Source organism: Bradyrhizobium shewense, assembly GCF_900094605.1.
GTDB lineage: Bacteria > Pseudomonadota > Alphaproteobacteria > Rhizobiales > Xanthobacteraceae > Bradyrhizobium > Bradyrhizobium shewense.
In genome coordinates this window covers 68,121-84,755 of sequence record NZ_FMAI01000011.1, presented here as the reverse complement: position 1 = coordinate 84,755, position 16,635 = coordinate 68,121, and the positions used below count along the sequence as shown (strand labels likewise).

The 16,635-nt window shown below is 62.5% G+C and carries 15 protein-coding genes; 3 read left to right on the top strand and 12 right to left on the bottom strand.

Annotated features, from left to right (window positions below):
• Positions 1-104 precede the first annotated feature (104 nt).
• From GA0061098_RS21510 to GA0061098_RS21495, 4 genes are all read right to left on the bottom strand, one after another.
• Positions 105-1,448: a cytochrome P450 gene (locus GA0061098_RS21510; RefSeq protein WP_091961149.1), complete on the bottom strand. Its 1,344-nt coding sequence runs from the start codon at positions 1,446-1,448 to the stop codon at positions 105-107.
• On the bottom strand, positions 1,448-2,293 hold the full coding sequence (locus GA0061098_RS21505) for an SDR family oxidoreductase (protein WP_091960604.1): 846 nt from the start codon (positions 2,291-2,293) through the stop codon (positions 1,448-1,450). Before GA0061098_RS21505 ends, GA0061098_RS21510 begins: the two co-directional genes overlap by 1 nt.
• The gene (locus GA0061098_RS21500; protein ID WP_091960600.1) at positions 2,280-3,878 is read right to left on the bottom strand and encodes a cytochrome P450; all 1,599 of its coding nucleotides are present in this window, start codon (positions 3,876-3,878) and stop codon (positions 2,280-2,282) included. The genes GA0061098_RS21505 and GA0061098_RS21500 overlap by 14 nt, the downstream gene beginning before the upstream one ends.
• Before the next feature lie 86 nt (positions 3,879-3,964).
• Positions 3,965-5,167: a cytochrome P450 gene (locus GA0061098_RS21495; protein ID WP_091960597.1), complete on the bottom strand. Its 1,203-nt coding sequence runs from the start codon at positions 5,165-5,167 to the stop codon at positions 3,965-3,967.
• 326 nt (positions 5,168-5,493) lie between these two features.
• On the opposite strand from GA0061098_RS21495, the gene GA0061098_RS21490 reads away from it, so the two are divergent.
• From GA0061098_RS21490 to GA0061098_RS21480, 3 genes are all read left to right on the top strand, one after another.
• Positions 5,494-5,724: a recombinase family protein gene (locus GA0061098_RS21490; RefSeq protein WP_245323461.1), complete on the top strand. Its 231-nt coding sequence runs from the start codon at positions 5,494-5,496 to the stop codon at positions 5,722-5,724.
• A gap of 763 nt (positions 5,725-6,487) precedes the next feature.
• Positions 6,488-7,117, top strand: a complete 630-nt coding sequence (locus tag GA0061098_RS21485; protein WP_091961145.1) for an FMN-binding negative transcriptional regulator — start codon at positions 6,488-6,490, stop codon at positions 7,115-7,117.
• A 383-nt stretch (positions 7,118-7,500) separates the two neighbouring features.
• The gene (locus tag GA0061098_RS21480; protein WP_091960593.1) at positions 7,501-8,409 is read left to right on the top strand and encodes a TauD/TfdA dioxygenase family protein; all 909 of its coding nucleotides are present in this window, start codon (positions 7,501-7,503) and stop codon (positions 8,407-8,409) included.
• Between the two features lie 187 nt (positions 8,410-8,596).
• On the opposite strand, the gene GA0061098_RS21475 is transcribed toward GA0061098_RS21480, so the two are convergent.
• The 8 genes from GA0061098_RS21475 to trbE all read right to left on the bottom strand — a co-directional run bounded on the left by GA0061098_RS21475 (position 8,597) and on the right by trbE (position 16,629).
• Positions 8,597-8,839, bottom strand: a complete 243-nt coding sequence (locus GA0061098_RS21475) for a DUF2274 domain-containing protein (RefSeq protein WP_091960589.1) — start codon at positions 8,837-8,839, stop codon at positions 8,597-8,599.
• 4 nt (positions 8,840-8,843) lie between these two features.
• Complete coding sequence (locus tag GA0061098_RS21470; protein WP_091960585.1) at positions 8,844-10,055, bottom strand: TraB/TrbI/VirB10 family type IV secretion system protein; 1,212 nt, start codon at positions 10,053-10,055, stop codon at positions 8,844-8,846.
• Positions 10,052-11,086: a P-type conjugative transfer protein TrbG gene (gene trbG, locus GA0061098_RS21465; protein WP_165637509.1), complete on the bottom strand. Its 1,035-nt coding sequence runs from the start codon at positions 11,084-11,086 to the stop codon at positions 10,052-10,054. Before trbG ends, GA0061098_RS21470 begins: the two co-directional genes overlap by 4 nt.
• On the bottom strand, positions 11,083-11,766 hold the full coding sequence (trbF, locus tag GA0061098_RS21460; protein WP_091960582.1) for a conjugal transfer protein TrbF: 684 nt from the start codon (positions 11,764-11,766) through the stop codon (positions 11,083-11,085). The genes trbG and trbF overlap by 4 nt, the downstream gene beginning before the upstream one ends.
• A gap of 99 nt (positions 11,767-11,865) precedes the next feature.
• Positions 11,866-13,095: a P-type conjugative transfer protein TrbL gene (trbL, locus tag GA0061098_RS21455; RefSeq protein ID WP_091960579.1), complete on the bottom strand. Its 1,230-nt coding sequence runs from the start codon at positions 13,093-13,095 to the stop codon at positions 11,866-11,868.
• Positions 13,092-13,463, bottom strand: coding sequence for a putative entry exclusion protein TrbK-alt (gene trbK-alt, locus GA0061098_RS21450; RefSeq protein WP_091960576.1), 372 nt, complete (start codon positions 13,461-13,463; stop codon positions 13,092-13,094). Before trbK-alt ends, trbL begins: the two co-directional genes overlap by 4 nt.
• The gene (gene trbJ, locus GA0061098_RS21445) at positions 13,463-14,191 is read right to left on the bottom strand and encodes a P-type conjugative transfer protein TrbJ (RefSeq protein WP_091960573.1); all 729 of its coding nucleotides are present in this window, start codon (positions 14,189-14,191) and stop codon (positions 13,463-13,465) included. Before trbJ ends, trbK-alt begins: the two co-directional genes overlap by 1 nt.
• Positions 14,188-16,629: a conjugal transfer protein TrbE gene (gene trbE / locus GA0061098_RS21440; RefSeq protein ID WP_091960569.1), complete on the bottom strand. Its 2,442-nt coding sequence runs from the start codon at positions 16,627-16,629 to the stop codon at positions 14,188-14,190. The genes trbJ and trbE overlap by 4 nt, the downstream gene beginning before the upstream one ends.
• Positions 16,630-16,635: the final 6 nt, after the last annotated feature.

The following is a 16,635-nucleotide window of genomic DNA, read 5'->3' as shown; positions in this document are numbered from 1 at the left end:
AGGCGAGCCGCCGCGGTGTTGTTGTCGCACCGTGCGCGCGCCCGGTGCAGCAATGCCGCGCGTCGCCGGCGCCGCTGCCCGCCACAGGGGCATGTGATGCCAGCTCATGAGAATCCGATGCGGATAGCCATGGACGGATGTGCGGTCGGGTAATAGCGCCGGCCCTTTTCGACACCGCTCAGCAACCGCGGCCGCGCCCCGCCCGCGTGCATGGTCAGCGCCAAGGCGATGCAGAACTGCACCAGTTCCAGCCATGCCAGGTGGTAGCCGATGCAGAGGTGTGGGCCGGTACCGAACTGCAGCATGTCCACCGGCCGGATCGGCTCGGTGCGTTCCAGCCACCGCGCCAGGCGAAACTGATGAGGCGCCTCGTGAAGCAGCGCCGAGGTCGAGAAATGCAGCAGCGGGATGCACAGATCGGTGCCCGCGGGAATGCGCCGTTGGCCGAGTCGCAATTCACGCACTGCGCGACGCACCAGGAGCGGCGTCGGCGGATGCATGCGCAGCGTCTCGCGGAACAGCGCCTCGGCGACCGGACACTGGGCCAAGTCCGCGTGCCGGGTCGGCACCGCGCCCACGCGTTGCGCCTCCTCCACCAGAGCGTCCCACAGCCCAGGCTGCCGCGCCAGCTCGATCACCATCCAGGCCATCGTTGAGGCGGTGGTGTCGTGACCACCAAGCAGCAGCAAGCGGATATTGGCGACCAGGACCTCATCGGAGAGCGCATCGTCGCTGCGATCGAAGGCGCTCACCATGTCGTTGATCAACCCGGTGCGCGCGGCATGTTCGCGCGCGTCGCGAACGAACTCGCGCAACCGCGCATCGATCCAGTCGCGGGCCGCGCGACCGCGCCGCAAGGGCAGTCCGGGCAGGTCGACTGGGGGCGCGACGATCAACTGCAGCAGGTGCCGGTACTTGCGACGCCATTCCGGCAGGTCCTGCGAGGGGATTCCCATGAGGCTGAAGATGAGCTTGAGCATCAGATCGCCGGTTTCGCGCAGGATGGTTACGTCGCCTCGGTCGCGCCACCTCTGCACCCGCGCCCGGATGACGGGCGCGAACAGCTCGCCGATGCCGGCCTGGGTCAGCCCCGTGGGCAGGAACGCCGCCTGGATCGCACCGCGCGCCTGCCGGTGCACGCCGCCGTCCTGGGCGACCAACGTTCCGCCAAACAATTCGGGCGCGATATCTTCGATCAGCGCCGAGGACACGTCCTTGTGCCGGAGCAGTGCGATCGCATCCGGATCCAGACAGGTCACCATGTGTCCGGCAGGGCCGAAGTCCAGCCAGAAGTGGCTGCCCAGCGTCCGTTCCGCGCGCCGCAGCAGGCGCGGCAGGTCGCAGACGATGGCGGGAAGATGCCCGACCAAGGGGAAAGCGCCGGGCACGACCGGGATGTCGTGCCGCAGCCGATCTCGACGGTTCAGCGGGTTGAGCAGCATGTCGATCAGCACCGCGGCGACGCAGCCGCTTCGGCGGTCTCGCCGGAAGGCCGCGCGGCGCGGCTGTTCCCACCGTCGGCGTACGTCGGCACATGCGCCAGCATGCCGCCGTCGATGCAGACTACTTGGCCGGTGATGAACGCAGCATCGTCGGAGAGCAGGAACGCCACCAGCGCGGCCACGTCCTCGGGGCGGCCGACGCGCGGCAGGAGCTGGTGCCGGCGCAGATGCCGTTGCATGCACTCGTCGAGCTTGGCCAGGAGACGCTCGGTCATGATGAGACCCGGCGCAACCGCGTTGCAGCGGATCTGCGCATGACCGTACTGGGTGGCGAGCGAGGCCGATAGCATGTTCATCGCCGCCTTCGATGCGGCGTAGGACGTCAGCGCAATGTCACCGCTGAGCCCCTGGCACGACGACATGTTGACGATCGCGCCACCGCCGCGGGCGATCATCCCTGGGATGGCCTGCCGGCAGCAGAGCAATGTGCCGCGCAGATTGGTTGCCATGGTCTCATCCCAGACCGCCAGGTCCAGGTCGAGGATCGCGCCGTCGCGCGGAGTCAGATGCATGGCGCCCGCGTTGTTCACCAGGAGATCGACCGCACTGAAGTGCCGCTCCGCCGTATCGAACAGCGCTGCCACAGCCTGCGCCTCGGCGATGTCGATGGCCAGGGCGAGCGCGCGACCCGCCTCGGCCGCGATTTGCGCGGTGCACGCCGAAGCCGCCGAGCCATCGATGTCGGCGACCACCACTCTGCCGCCCTCGCGCGCGATGGCGAGGGCGCATGCCTTGCCGATCCCGGCGCCGGCGCCGGTCACCACGGCTACCTTGCCTTCAAACCGTCCCATGGTGTCCTCCTGGATTGCGTTGATCTCTCGCGGCATGCCGCTCCGCCTCCGCCGGAGAAGGCGCACTTTCGGCGCTGGCGCGCTCGTCACCGCCAGCTTCGCTTCTGATGACGCGAATGGCGGCCACCGGGCACTGGCTGGCTGCGAGCCGCACGGCGACGTGCAGCGCCTGCGGGACGGTCGCCCCGCACACTTCGGCGACGCCGTCCGGTTCGCGCTGGCGAAAAATACCCGGTAGCGTCAGCACGCACTGTCCGCTGGTCCCGCACAGATCTGGGTCGACCACGACGCGCATCTCAGTCCCCTGCGCACGCAGCCGCACCGGCAGCGCGCGGAACGTCCTAAGGAACGCGGAGGGCTCCCGGGTGGGCAGCTCGGCCAATGCCAGCGTGGGGAAGCGCGCCTGAATCCGCGGCAAACTTTCGGCCAACTGCACCCGGGCCAGTTGCGCACCGAGGCAGAAGTGGATGCCGTGGCCGAAGCTCAGCATGATCTTCCCGTCGGTCGACATGCCGGGACTGGTGCCGTAGAACCGCGCGGGATCGAAGCGGTCGGGATCGGCGAAGGCGTCAGGGTCGCGATTGCCAGACGCGATCAGCACGCGCACGTCCGCGTTCTTCGGGATCACCACGCCGCCTAATTCGATGTCGCGCTGGGCGATACGCGGAATGGAGCTGAACATTGCCGGCGCGTCGCAGCGCAGGACTTCTTCGACGAATGCCTTCGCCCCCATGGCGTCTCCCTGCAGCCAGTGCCGCTGTTCGGGATAGGCCAGCATCGCCAGGACCGCATGGTCGATGGTCGCAGCAGTGGTGGCGAAGCCACCCAGCAGCATGCCCCACAACATGCTGATCAACTCCGCATCTGACAGCGTGTCGGCATCGTCGTCGTGTGCGCCCACCAGCGTCGACACGATGTCGTGGCTGGGATCGATGCGCTTGCGCTGTATGAGACCGCCGAAGTAGGCCTTCACTCTGGCACTGGCCGCGTCCGCCGCGGCGAGCTGGGGATGGCTGGTGTGCGGGCTCAGGCCTTCCAGAATGGCGCCGATGCCGGCGGCGAGCCCGAACATGTCGTCCTGGGGCATGCCAAACAGTTCGGCGAAGACCAGTATGGGCAAGGCCAGCGCGAATTCCCGATGCAGGTCCACGGCCTCCCCGCGCTCCAGCGCGGGCGCCATGCCGTCCAGCCGCGCTTCGACAACGCGCGCGATGCTCGGCCGCAGGTTGTCGATCTGGCGCATGGTGAAATCGCGCGAGATCAGCCGGCGCAGACGCGTATGCGTCGGTGGGTCCTTCATCGCTAGCGTGGAGGCCAGCAGATTGAGCGACAGGCTGGTCGCCGCATGCGGAAAATAGCGCGCCAGTTCGCCCGGCGCCGGTCCCCGAAACGCATCGCCCGTGGCCTTGAGAGCCCAGTAGATGTCGGCGTGTCGACTCAACAGAAAGAGGCCCGACGCCGCGCGATGCACCGGGTCGTGCTCGCGCAACCACCGCATGAACGGATAGGGGTCGTGAATCGACGCCGGCGACGCCAGTTCGGCGAAGGCGTCCCGGCATGCTGCCGTGGTTTCTTGCACGTCCATCTTCGTTACCTGTTGGCTGGCTGATCTGACCGGTGCACGAGAGGTGCGCCGGCAAACACGATCGCGTCCCCAGCCGCGTCCGCACATCACCAGAAAACCGGGAACTCCTCGAACCCGCCAGTGATGATCTCCTTGCGCAACTTCAACTGTTCGGGCGCGACGGCCAGGCGCAGCGCGGGAAAGCGCTGGAAGATCGAACCGAACACCGCCTTGAGTTCCAGCCTGGCCAGCTCCCCGCCGATGCAGGAGTGCGGCCCGTAGGAGAACGCCAGGTGCAGCTTTTCCTGGCGTCCGATGTCGAAGATTTCCGGCTCGTCGAAATGGCGCGGATCGAACGACGTTGCCGGCAGGCCGACCAGCACCTTGCTCTCCGCGGGAATATGCACGCCCGCGATGGTCACGTCGGTCTTCGGATAGCGCATGATGCCGTCCCAGCCCGCGCCCGGCGGGTACATGCGGAGGATTTCCTCCACCGCCTTGTCCACCAGGGATGGATCGCCGACCAGGCGTTCGCGCTGTTGCGGATGGCGGAACATGGCCAGCAGGCCGCATTCGATCTGTGCGACGGTGCTCTCGTGCCCCGCCACCAGCATGCCCGCCGCCAAGCCGATCGCTTCCTCCTCGGTCGCCTTGCCCTGGTCGACCGCCGCGAGCAGATCCGTCAGCAGGTTGTCGCCCGGATCCTGGCGCTTGTCCCGCATCTTGTCGCGAATGTAGGCGCGCAGTTCTTCCCAGGCCAAGCGCGACGCGCTGCGCGGGCCGCTTTCATGCTGGTGCGTCATCACCTCGTCGGACAGCCGAGCGAAAAAGGCGTGATCCTCGTAGAGCACGCCCATCAGGGCGCTGATGACCATGGCCGGGAGCGGAAACGAGAGGTGGCGCCGCAAGTCGGCGGGCTGGCGCTGGGCCGCCAAGTTCTCGAACAACTGCGCAGCGATCGCCTCGACATGCGGCGCCAGCAGCTTCACCCTGCGGCTACTGAAGGCCGGCGCCACGAGCGTGCGTAACCGGACATGCTCACTCCCCTCGTGCGAGACCAGCCACCCCGGCGAACCAAGAATCACCGAATCCGGGGTGAACGCCGCCGGCGGCATTCCCGCCGGCCGGAACGCCGCGTCGGCCAGCGCCGCCTTGGCCTCGTCGTAGCCTGTCACCCACCAGCCTTCGTGCCCGGACGGGAAACGCACGGGGTGGATCGGACCGTTGGCGCGTAGCGCCAACATCTCGGGCGAGGGCTCAATGTGATCGACGCGCCACATCGGCAGCATCGGCAGGGGTTGTTCGGACACGGTGGCACTTCTCTCTTTAAGCGACGGAGGGGCGGAAGGTGCCCGCAGGCGCTGCGGTCACCAGCTTCACGTGCGCTTGCGTTCACTTCTGTTCGTCGATGATGATCGGCGGGGAAAGCGACCGAATCCTAGGGCCTCAAGTTGGCTTTAGCTATCTACCGAATCTTGTAGTAGCGCCCTAAGCTAGATGCCTGGTGATATGCGGAAAACTCTGTCGCCACGGGCTACCATCCGGAAACCTATTTCCGATGGGTACCCGCCTATGTTGGTTGGCTACATGCGCGTGTCGCCGGACCCCGACCGACAGAACACGGACTTGCAGCGCGATGCACTACAAGTACGACGGCGTTGATCCGCGTCCCCTGTTCGAGGATCACGCCTCGGGTGCGCAGGATCACCGCACCGGCCTGGCGCGTTCGCTCGCTGCAGCACCTGCTCGCGATCGTGACCTCACTCAAGGACATCGGGTGGCGTTCTGCTTCGTGACCGAGAACCTGGACACCACAGCGCGCTCGGGCGAATTCATGTTCCAGCTGCAGCGCGCTTGCGCAGTATGAGCGCGCTTTGATCCAGGAGCGTGTTGCAAGCCACTTGCGCACGTTCGCGTTGCCACGTGCGTCAAACTCGCTAAGCACGTCTCGTCGATCAAATACGTGGTGACAGAATCCGGCGCGGCGCAACCTCGCCGGCCTCGGCTTCGTCATCCAACGCAAGGTCCGCTAGTTTGCCAGCGCCCGATTCAGATTCAGGGAGATAGGCACTCTCGGCTGGAATACGGCTTGGCGTATTAGATCGCGGCCTCAACCTGATCGCGCGTCAGCGATCGAAAATCGTCGACAATCTCCTCGGCCGATTGCCCACGGCGAGGACGACCACTAAGTAGACGGGAAGCTTGGTGTTTTAATGATGGGTTCGTCGCGATCACCTCCGACTTGTACCCATCGGCGCAGTTCATCGAAACGATGAAGACGGCTTTTGAGGCGTCCGATCTTGCCGAGATCAAGGACTAATTCGCCAAACGCGACTCGGTGCGCGTCGGAAGAGAGCTGCCGGGTCGCCTCATACAGGCGACGCCAGGGTGAGATCTTTAAAAGTCCATAAACGCCTGGCTCCGTCCGCAGGAGAATAGCTACGGAAACACCAAACCAGCAGCAGTTCGACGGATTGGACCGGCTGAGTGAAAGTGCCGGGTCCCAGATAACTCCGAAATCGTCACGTCAGAAGAGGAAACGGAGAACCTCTACGCGAACGACTGAAACTGGCAGTTTTCTAGCCTGTTGACTTGGGTTTATCTCGATGACCACCCAGCGGAGAGCCTTCATGTACATACCACTCCACTTTCGAGACGACGACATCGAGAACATTCGAGCAACAATCCGCTGCGCCCGATTGGCCAACCTGGTCACAGCGACATCAGGTGGGCCACTTGCGACGCCTCTTCCGCTCTTCCTCGATGAGAGCGAAGGTGAACACGGTGCGCTGTACGGGCACTTGGCGAAGGGCAATCCGCAATGGCGCACGGCCCCGATCGGAGAAGCTCTGGCGATCTTTACTGGCGCAGAGGCTTATGTGACGCCATCCTGGTTTCCCAGCAAGCGACAAGCTGAACATGTGGTGCCGACATGGAATTACATCGCGGTCCACGCCCATGGGCCGATTGAGTTCTTCGAGGATCCCACTCGCCTGCTTGAGATTGTGACGCGTCTGACGAATATCCATGAGACGTCACGTGCGACGCCCTGGGCCGTTAGCGATGCTCCCGCGGATTTCATCGCCGCCCAGTTGCGTGAAATCGTCGGCGTGCGTATCCCGATCACCATGGTTGAAGGCAAACGCAAGATGAGCCAAAACCGCCCCGCGCCTGATCGCATTGGTATCGCCACCGGCCTAGCGGCGAGCAAACTGGCACGTGACCAGGAAGTTGCAGCTCATATCTTGGTTCAGGACTGAGACGATAATGTGCATGACCCGCCAACAGCGCCGCTCGACATAGAGCGATCTTACAGCTCTCACAGACTCAAGGGCGGTATCAACTATCTCGCGAAATTCACGAACGGAACAGTCAGCTCGGGCTTGCCGCACTGTGCAGACACTTGTCCGTTTTCCGACAGAGGCACAATCTCGTGTCAGGTCCAGTACAATGCGCATAGTAAGCGTTGAGACTTTTGTGGCTTTCCCGGCGCCGCTTGGGATGGCTATTGCTTAAAACAAATCGATCCAGGCGTTCACTGCCCATTGTCGAGTACATGTTTGTCTTTCGCTTGGCACGATGCTTGCTGAAGATCATTCGCTCCAAGGGGCGAGGACGAACTGCAAGGGCTTGGAGAAGCAAGATGAGTGCAATCGGTTTAATCAGTGGCGTGATTCCGGGCGCCGATGTCGTGAAACGTGCAGCGCGCATCGGTGCCGAAGTCAAAAATATCAAGCTATCAGGCGATCTACCGGATCACGCGATCGCCGCTATCAACAGCTTGTTGCTCGAGCACAAGGTGATCTTCTTCCGCAATCAAGGACATCTCAATGACGCCGAGCATGAGCGCTTTGCCGCTCGTCTCGGAAAGCTAGTGCCACATCCGATGCTCGGTGCTACCAAGGGGATGGCGTCGCTCCTCGAACTGGACTCCACTCGCGGCGGCGGTCGCGCCGACGTTTGGCATGCGGATGGAACCTTCGCCGACGCCTATCCCAAGATCTTGGTCCTGCGGACCGTTGTAATGCCAACGTTCGGAGGCGATACCGTGTGGTCGAACACAGCCGCCGCTTATCTTGGTTTGCCGCCGCCGCTACAACGGCTTGCCGAGGGCCTATGGGCCGTTCACAGCAACGTCTTCGATTACGCCGGGATCGCGCGTGTACGCGAGGTCGACAAGAAACATTTTGACGAGGTGTTCACCAGAACGGTTTTTGAGACCGAGCATCCCGTCGTACGCGTCCATCCCGAAACAGGCGAGCGGACGCTTGTGCTCGGCGCCTTGGTGAAGCACTTTATTGGGATCCGCAAATACGACGGACAAAAGCTGTTCGATCTGCTCCAGTCTCACATCACCGCGCCCGAAAACACTGTGCGCTGGAACTGGTTAGAGGGCGATATTGCGATATGGGATAACCGCGCAACGCAGCATTACGCGGTCAACGATTACGGGGACCAGCATCGCGTCGTACGTCGGGCCACGATCGAGGGTGACGTGCCTCTCAGCGTCGATGGCCGGAGCAGTGTAACGCGCCTGAAGTTGACCGAATAACTGCACGTCGACGCCCAGCGCTCTCGTGTCCGAAAACCGAGAAAACCTGGTAATCGGAGTTGTTTCGGGCAGACGCGGGAACACACTTTCCGACACGTATCTCAGCTTTAGCCCCAACTCGGCAGCGCCTAGGTTGATGCACGCAACTATTTAGCGTCGACCAACAGCTTCGAGGAAACCTTGAGCATCACTGTCCTTCGCCAGCGGCCGGTACGTTGCCTTCACGTTTCAGTTTAGAAAATCCTCGATCCGTGGCCATAAAGCGCGCCAACATGGGGGCGATGAGTTTAATCGGATCGACCACTTGACCACCCTGACGAGTAAGCGCTTCTGCATATGCAATGAGATCACGATGCACGGCCGCAGGCAGCTCCGTACTCACTTTAACGGACTTGTCGTCTGGAAGCTCTCCAATTTTGAGTTTCGGCATGTTGTCACCCTCTATACGGCGTAAGTATGAGGTCATGGTTGACAAGAACACGAACCGGGAAGCCCGGTCGCACGGTCAAAGTAGGCTGGATACTGAGACTGCGGCGAACGACCTGCTGCCCGGTCTGGTTTAGTGCGTCAGAGGCGCCGTGTCGCAATGCCTGGATGATTGCGCTATCGTTGCTGTTGGAGTCCGAGCCGGCACCCAGTTCGGTCCCGATCGCCAGAAACGTCGATAGTGCCGCAGCCTTGAAGAGTTCGCCCCAGTGATTGTCGACCTGATCTTCGAGGCCTGCATATCCTGCGGTGTCCGCGCCAGGCTGCCGCTCGAGAACGATGGACCGTCCATTCGGCATGATCAGTCGGGTCCAGACGAGCAGGACGCGGGACTGGCCGAAACTGACTTGGCTGTCGTAGACCCCGATCAGGCGCGCCCCCTGCGGCACCAACAAGAACCGACCGGTGGGCGTGTCGTATACGTTTTCCGTCACCTGCGCGGTGATTTGGCCTGGAAGATCCGATCTAATTCCTGTGATCAGAGCTCCCGGAATGACCGTCCCAGCCTGCACGATATATGGAGAAGCCGGCCTAGCGACGCGGTCAGGGCTAACAGTGCGACGATCCACAGAAGCGTTTACGAAGGCCAGCTTACGGTCCTGACCGTTTTGGGCAAAGCCGTCGTCGCCAGTGTTGGCTGTGTTCGTTGACACGCCGCGGTCGCTTCCGACGGCCGCAGCCGCGGAAGAGCGTACTTCTCCTACTCTGGTCGCAGCGAACAAATGGCTGATGCGGGCTGCTTCGGTCTCCTGGTCCCGCCGCTGCTGGTCCGGATTCGCGCCGATCGTGGGCAACTGACCTTGAGCGGCAAGGATCGGTCGACCGAGGTCCCCGGGGAGCGGCGGACCAAGCTGCGGGATTGCTTGGCGCGGAACGCCAGCATAGTCCTTCGGCAGCGTCGTAATGCCGTCAGCAACATTGTGATGATCGGTACTGTAAAGCTCATCGGCCGCCTGATTACGGGAGTGACTGGTCTGCAGTGACCACAGCACCGCTCCGCCGATGACAAACAGGACAACCGCGCTCCCGCCGGCCAAAATCTTCCGTGACAGCCGCGTCACGTGCGGATGCTCTGCTCGCAAGCGGAAGCTTTCGGACAGCTTCCCTTGTGCCTCCGGCGGAACTGCTTGCTCGTGATCGTTTGCATTCCGAGTGTTCATGACGACGACCTCCCGTCAGTCCTGACAATACGGACCTTCTGCTGATGCTCGCCGCCAAGCCGGAGTTCGGCGGCAGCAAACAGGCGATCGACGATCAACACGTTGCCGTAGGCGCGATAGTTGACGAGCTCCGTCTTGCCGTCAGGACCAATCATGAAGAGCGGAGGCATCTCGCCCTGCACGATGCCCTGCGGGAATTCGACATACACCTTGCGGCCATCGTCATACGCAGCGAGTGGCCGCCAGGGAGGACTGTCCCCTTCGATGGCATAGCGGGAGATGCGCTGCGCCGGGTCTGGAAGAACGGGCTTCAGGGCGACCGAACGGGATCGTTCCCGTGCAGTTTCTGGATAGTACCAGGCAACGGACGGCATGTATGGCCGTTCACGGGAGCGGAGCTCGATTAGGTAGGTGCGCCGATCAGTATTGACCACCAGGTTAGTCTCGATCGAAGCTCGAGTCGGCTTGACCAGGATATGGACGCGTCGCGTGTCACCACTTCCACTTTCGGTGTCGCCCACGACCCAGCGCACGGTGTCTCCGGCCGCGATGGGCCCTGATCCCGTCAGCTGCTCTCCTTCCTCGAGCGCGATATCTGTGATTTGCCCCGGTGCTGCGTAAATCTGATAGAGCGCCCCCGGACTATAGGCGTAGATTTGAGCCGCGTTGAAATACCCCCGCTTGCGCGGTTCGACTCGGGCTGCGCTGTTTGCGGTCTCAACCCGGTTCACGGGTTCTGGCTCTTCTTTCCCGGCCGACTTGCCGCCGAGAGACGGCTTCCAGAGCGGCGGAACGTGAAGCGGCCGCGATCTGTCGTCCAGCGGAGTTGGAGGCGCCGGAAGCGGCGGCACTTCCGTGTCATAGCTGATCTCAGGCGGAATGTAGGTCGCGCACCCGCCGAGCGCCGACGAACAAAGCAAGAGCGCGGACAGAAATGCTCGCTTCACGGTCACGAACTCGTACCAAGCCGAATTGAACCTGCCTCGCGCGAGGTGATGCTGCGGATGAACGTCAGATAGCGTCTTGGTCACTGACCCAACTCCTTCGACCAGTTGATGGCGCGGACGTAGACGCCAAGGGGATTCTTGCGCAGGCGTTCGGCATCGCGGGGCGTTTCGATCACGATGGTGAGAATGGCAGTCCAGCGCTCCGTCGAACTCAACGATCCGTTGTCGTAGGTTCGCTCTGTCCACGCGACCCGGAAGCTCTCTGAAGACGCGCGTATGACGCTCGATACGTCGACGGAGATTTGCGCCTTGCCCAGCCTGGCAAAGGGGTCATTGTTGCGCGCATAGTCGTTAAGCGCGGCGGCGCCGCGATCGGTCGTAAAATCATAGGCAATGAGCCAGTTCTGGCGCAGAACGATGCCGTCAGCCGGCAGACCTCTGACATCCTCGATAAAGCGCGCCAGATGGTAGGCGATCTGCGCATCAGTGGGTTGATAGTCGATGTTGGCCGGCGCAACCCTTTGGGCCTGACCAAGATGGTCGACTTCGACCACCCACGGCGTGATCGAGCCTTGGCTCGATTGCCAGACAAGGCTACCTGCGAGACCCGCCGATAGCATTAAGCAACCGAACGCCATCAAGCGCCAGTTCTTGGCCTGCACGCGGGCAGATCCAATGCGTTCGTCCCAAACCTGCGCCGCCTTTTGGTAAGGCGTGATCGGCTCGGGCATGCGCCCGTAGTGTACGGAAGGTCGTTTGAACATCGAAAGTTGCCCCTGAGATCAAGTGATCGGTTTCGAGTCGTGCAGTGTCCGCGTTTGAGTCGCCCGCACAGCGAGTGGCGAAGGTGCAGTGGCTGCGTGTCAGCGCTCTCCTTCAGACAAATCGACGGAAGAGCCGCTGCCACCGTGATCGCCTGAGCGGACCGCGTGGCCGGCTGCCGATGCACCGTGCCGAATAGTCTCGGCACGCTTCATGCGCCGCGCCCAATCGGGCTGCCCTTCGGCCGAGGTGCTCGCGGCCTGCGCGCCGGCTTCTCCACTTCCGCTGAGCGCAGCCGCTGCACGACGCAACGGGCTCATCGCAGCGGAAGCGCCGGCCTCTGCGACGCCAGCAAGGCCTCCGCTCCGGTAGGCGGCTGATGCTCCGCTCATGGCAGCGCCGCCACTACGCGCGGCGCCTGCAATCGCGCCGCCAGCGAGACCAGCACCGCCGGCGGCAAGACCTGCGCCCGCCGCAACAATGCCACCGGCAGCAAGGCCTGTTCCAATTGCGGCGCCGGCGCCGAGTTGGGGTCCGCCGGACACCAGTCCGTTCGCGACTCCGGGACCAAAGATACCGAGGCCCAGCAAAGACAGTGCCGCAAGGACCAGGGTCATCGCGTCTTCAATGGTCGGCTGAGCGCCGCCAAAGCCAGCGGTGAACTGCGAGAACAAGGTCGAGCAGATGCCGACGATGACGGCCAGGACCAAGACCTTGATCCCTGAAGAGATGACGTTACCCAAGACCCGCTCTGCCGCGAAGGCAGTCTTGCCAAACAGTCCGAAGGGAATGAGCACGAAGCCGGCGAGCGTCGTGAGCTTGAACTCGATCAGGGTGACGAAGAGCTGGATCGCCAGAATGAAGAAGGCGAGCAACACCACGACCCAAGCGAACAGAAGAACGACGATCTGGACGAAATTCTCGAAGAAGCTAATGTAGCCCATCAGGTTTGAGATCGAGTCGAGCAACGGTCGGCCGGCGTCGAGTCCGACTTGAGCGATCTTTCCCGGTCGCAGGAAGTCCGACGCAGATATGCTTGCGCCAGATGCTTTCAGCCCAAGACCGGCAAAGCTTTCGAAGACAATGCGCGCCAAGCCGTTCCAGTTGCCGATGAGGTAGGCGAAGACGCCGACGAAGAGCGTTTTCTTGACGAGGCGCGCGATGATGTCCTCGTCAGTTCCCCAACTCCAGAACAACGCGGCGAGCGCGATGTCGATGGCAGCAAGGGTTGTTGCGAGATATCCGACGTCGCTGCCGAGCAGCCCAAAACCGTTGTCGATATAGCGGGTGAACGTTTCCAGAAACTGGTCAATGATCCCCGTACCCGTCATGGCTTGCTCGCCTCAGGTGCCGCCAAGTTCGGATATCCCTGGGGAATCCGACTTTGATCCTTTGGAGCGAGCGCCACGTCAGCGGCGGAATCGTCGTGGCCAGGAGCTGCGGCACCACCTTTCTTGCCAAAGAAGCGACGCCGGTTTTCGTCCCAAACGCCCTTACAATGGCGATAACCCGCTGTTTCTTCCGGAGTGACGCCGCGGCAGCGCGCGAGGTCAGAGCTGGTTGCATCGGTCGTCTGCTCCGCCTTCGGTGCCGGCGGAGAATTGCTTCCGCCACGCAGCTGAATCGTGCAGGCAGCGACGGCCACTAGGCCGATTGTCGTAAGCAGCGACAGCGCCTTGAATGCCCTTACGTCGGTCATCAGTGGAACATCTGCACATTGGAGGATTGATAGCCCTGTCCTGGTGTCAGGAAACGCCTGAGCTGCTCTCGCCCCTGATCCTGAGCCGAGGCGCGCTGAGCCGCTTCGAGGCTTTGCGCCCTGCCCTGCGCCGCCGCGGCCGCTGTGAGATCGGCAAGTTGTTGCGCTTGGAGCGCGAGGATCTGGTTGCCGGCCTGAGTTGCCTGCAAGGCGCCACTGGCGCTCTGGCTCGAGGTTACAAGGGCAGACGTCTGGATGCGATTGGTGTCGAGGTTGCCAACGATGCCGGCCTGGACACGAAGCGCGTCTTGCGTCGCGGCATAGGAATTCTGCCATCGCGATTGAGCGTTGGAAATCAGCAACTGGTTCGACTGGCTGCTGGTCGCTGGCGCGTAGTTTGTCGAGAAGGCATGATCGATCTGCTGCACGTCGTAGGCAATGCGCTGGGCCTGGGCCAGTAATTGCTGGGTGCGCTGGATCGATGATTGCAGTTGCTGCAGCGACGAATACGGCAGGTTTGCCAGATTCCTTGCCTGATTGATCAGCATCTGTGCCTCGTTCTGCAACGAGGTGATCTGATTATTGATCTGCTGCAGCTCCCGCGCGGCCGTCAGGACATTCTGGACGTAGTTGGTGGGATCAAAGACGATCAGCGCTCGTGCGGGCAGCGTAACGCCAAGCAGCAGCGCGAAGGCGGCCGTGGTCGCCAATAGGCCAAGAGGTCTCATAGCGATTTCTCCAGATTGACGAGATTGGGGATCAGATCTGTCGCCCAGGCGACGCCACGATGCTGTAACCAGGCCGGCACAAAGCCATCAGGTCCATGTTCGGCGAGGAGTTGCGCGATCGCGGCTTGGTCTGTCTTTGAAGAGGCGGCCGTGAATGCGAGCGCAACCTCGCCCAAGCCGAGTTCGAACATCCGATTGCCGCGGCGGGACTGGCAATAGTAGTCGCGCTTTGGCGTTGCCCGGCTTAGAAGCTCGATTTGGCGGTCATTGAGGCCGAAGCGGCGGTAGATGGCAGTGATCTGCGGTTCGATTGCCCGTTCGTTCGGCAGCAACAATCGTGATGGACAGCTCTCGATGATCGCCGGCGCAATCGCCGAGCCATCGATGTCCGAGAGCGATTGGGTGGCGAAGATGACGGACGCGTTCTTTTTCCGTAGCGTCTTCAGCCATTCCCTGAGTTGGCCAGCAAAATCCTCGTCGTCGAGGGCCAACCACCCCTCATCGACAATGAGGAGCGTCGGCCGGCCATCGAGACGATCACCAATACGATGGAAGAGGTACGCCAGCACGGCCGGCGCAGCGCTCGTTCCGATCAGACCTTCGGTCTCAAACGCCTGGACCGAGGCCTCGCCAAGGCGCTCGAATTCAGCATCGAGCAAACGCCCGGAAGGTCCGCCCAGGCAGTATGGTTGCAGGGCGCGCTTCAGGGAGTTCACTTGAAGCAGGACGGACAGGCCCGTGAGGGTCCGTTCCTCCCTCGGCGCCGAAGCGAGAGATGTCAGCGCCGACCACAGATGATCCTTGACCTCCGGGGTGATCTCGACCTTTTCCCGAGCAAGGATTGCGCAGATCCATTCCGTGGCCCATCCGCGTTCGGAAGGATCATCGATCCAGGCCAGCGGCTGCAGGGCGACGGGTTGTTCACCTCCGTCGGACAATGCGCCACCGAGATCATGCCAGTCACCGCCCATGGCAAGGGCGGCCGCCCGGATCGAACCACCGAAGTCAAACGCAAAGACCTGAGAGTTCGGATAACGCCTGAACTGTAGCGCCATCAGCGCGAGCAGCACCGACTTGCCAGAACCTGTTGGTCCCACCACAAGGGTGTGGCCGACGTCGCCGACGTGGAGCGAGAACCGAAATGGGGTCGATCCCTCGGTTTTGCCAAACAGGAGCGGCGGACCGTTGAAGTGCAGATCCCTCGCCTCGCCCGCCCACACCGCCGACATTGGAATCATATGGGCGAGGTTGAGGGTCGAGACCGGCGGTTGCCGCACATTCGCATAGACATGTCCCGGCAGGCTGCCGAGCCAGGCTTCGACGGCGTTCACCGTCTCGACCATGCAGGTGAAATCGCGGCCCTGGATGACCTTCTCGACCAGCCTCAGCTTTTCATCGGCAGCATTGGGATCGCGGTCCCACACCGTGATGGTCGCCGTGACGAAGGCTTGCCCGATCTGGTCAGAGCCTAGTTCCTGCAGCGCCGCGTCCGCGTCGAGCGCCTTGTTGTGGGCGTCGGTATCGAGCAGCGTCGACGCCTCGTTGGTCATGACCTCCTTGAGGATGGCGCCGATGGATTTTCGCTTGGCAAACCACTGCCGACGAATCTTGGTCAGCAGCTTGGTGGCATCGGTCTTGTCGAGCATGATTGCTCGGGTCGACCAGCGATACGAGAATGGCAGGCGATTCAGTTCATCAAGAATTCCCGGGGTCGTCGCGCCCGGAAAGCCGACAATCGTCAGAACCCGCAGGTTGGCTGCCCCCAGCATCGGCTCAAGCCCGCCGGTCAGCGGCTGGTCCGCCAACAGCGCATCGATGTACATAGGAATTTCGGGCACGCGAACCCGATGACGCTTGGTCGAGATCGTAGAGTGCAGGTAGGTCAGCGTGTCCTGATCATCGAGCCAGGCGCATTCGGGCATGAACCCTTCAAATAGCTGCAGCACACGGTTGGTTTGATCGACAAACCCGCGGAGCGCCTCGCGCGCGTCTGCTCCGACGGTTCGATCCCGGCCCTCATAGAGCAGCCGCTCTGCCCGGGCAGCGCCCTCTTCCGGGGGCAGGTAGAGGACGGTGAGGAAATAGCTGGACTCATAGTGGGCACCAGCCTCCTCGAATTGCGCGCGGCGTTCGGCGTCGACCAGCGCAGACGCGACATCCGGAAAGCTGTTGGGCGGGTAAGCGCCCGCAGAATGACGCTGCGCCTCAACGAAGACGGCCCAGCCGGATCCCAGGCGACGAAGTGCGTTGTTCAGACGGCCGGCGACGCCGACGAGTTCAGCCGGCACCGCGCTGTCGAGGTCAGGTCCCCGGAACTTTGCTGTCCGCTGGAACGACCCATCCTTGTTCAGGACAATCCCTTCGTCGACGAGGGCTGCCCAGGGCAGAAAGTCGGCAAGACGGGCGTCGGAATGGCGATATTCGGCTAGGTTCATCATGACCGA

What these genes read in the sequence shown, in the direction of transcription:
- GA0061098_RS21505 (WP_091960604.1), bottom strand. Translation starts at nt 2,293, where the DNA reads ATGGGACGGTTTGAAGGCAAGGTAGCCGTGGTGACCGGCGCCGGCGCC.
- GA0061098_RS21500 (WP_091960600.1), bottom strand. Translation starts at nt 3,878, where the DNA reads ATGGACGTGCAAGAAACCACGGCAGCATGCCGGGACGCCTTCGCCGAA.
- GA0061098_RS21490 (WP_245323461.1), top strand. Translation starts at nt 5,494, where the DNA reads ATGCACTACAAGTACGACGGCGTTGATCCGCGTCCCCTGTTCGAGGAT.
- GA0061098_RS21485 (WP_091961145.1), top strand. Translation starts at nt 6,488, where the DNA reads ATGTACATACCACTCCACTTTCGAGACGACGACATCGAGAACATTCGA.
- GA0061098_RS21480 (WP_091960593.1), top strand. Translation starts at nt 7,501, where the DNA reads ATGAGTGCAATCGGTTTAATCAGTGGCGTGATTCCGGGCGCCGATGTC.
- GA0061098_RS21475 (WP_091960589.1), bottom strand. Translation starts at nt 8,839, where the DNA reads ATGCCGAAACTCAAAATTGGAGAGCTTCCAGACGACAAGTCCGTTAAA.
- GA0061098_RS21470 (WP_091960585.1), bottom strand. Translation starts at nt 10,055, where the DNA reads ATGAACACTCGGAATGCAAACGATCACGAGCAAGCAGTTCCGCCGGAG.
- trbF (WP_091960582.1), bottom strand. Translation starts at nt 11,766, where the DNA reads ATGTTCAAACGACCTTCCGTACACTACGGGCGCATGCCCGAGCCGATC.
- trbL (WP_091960579.1), bottom strand. Translation starts at nt 13,095, where the DNA reads ATGACGGGTACGGGGATCATTGACCAGTTTCTGGAAACGTTCACCCGC.
- trbK-alt (WP_091960576.1), bottom strand. Translation starts at nt 13,463, where the DNA reads ATGACCGACGTAAGGGCATTCAAGGCGCTGTCGCTGCTTACGACAATC.
- trbJ (WP_091960573.1), bottom strand. Translation starts at nt 14,191, where the DNA reads ATGAGACCTCTTGGCCTATTGGCGACCACGGCCGCCTTCGCGCTGCTG.
- trbE (WP_091960569.1), bottom strand. Translation starts at nt 16,629, where the DNA reads ATGATGAACCTAGCCGAATATCGCCATTCCGACGCCCGTCTTGCCGAC.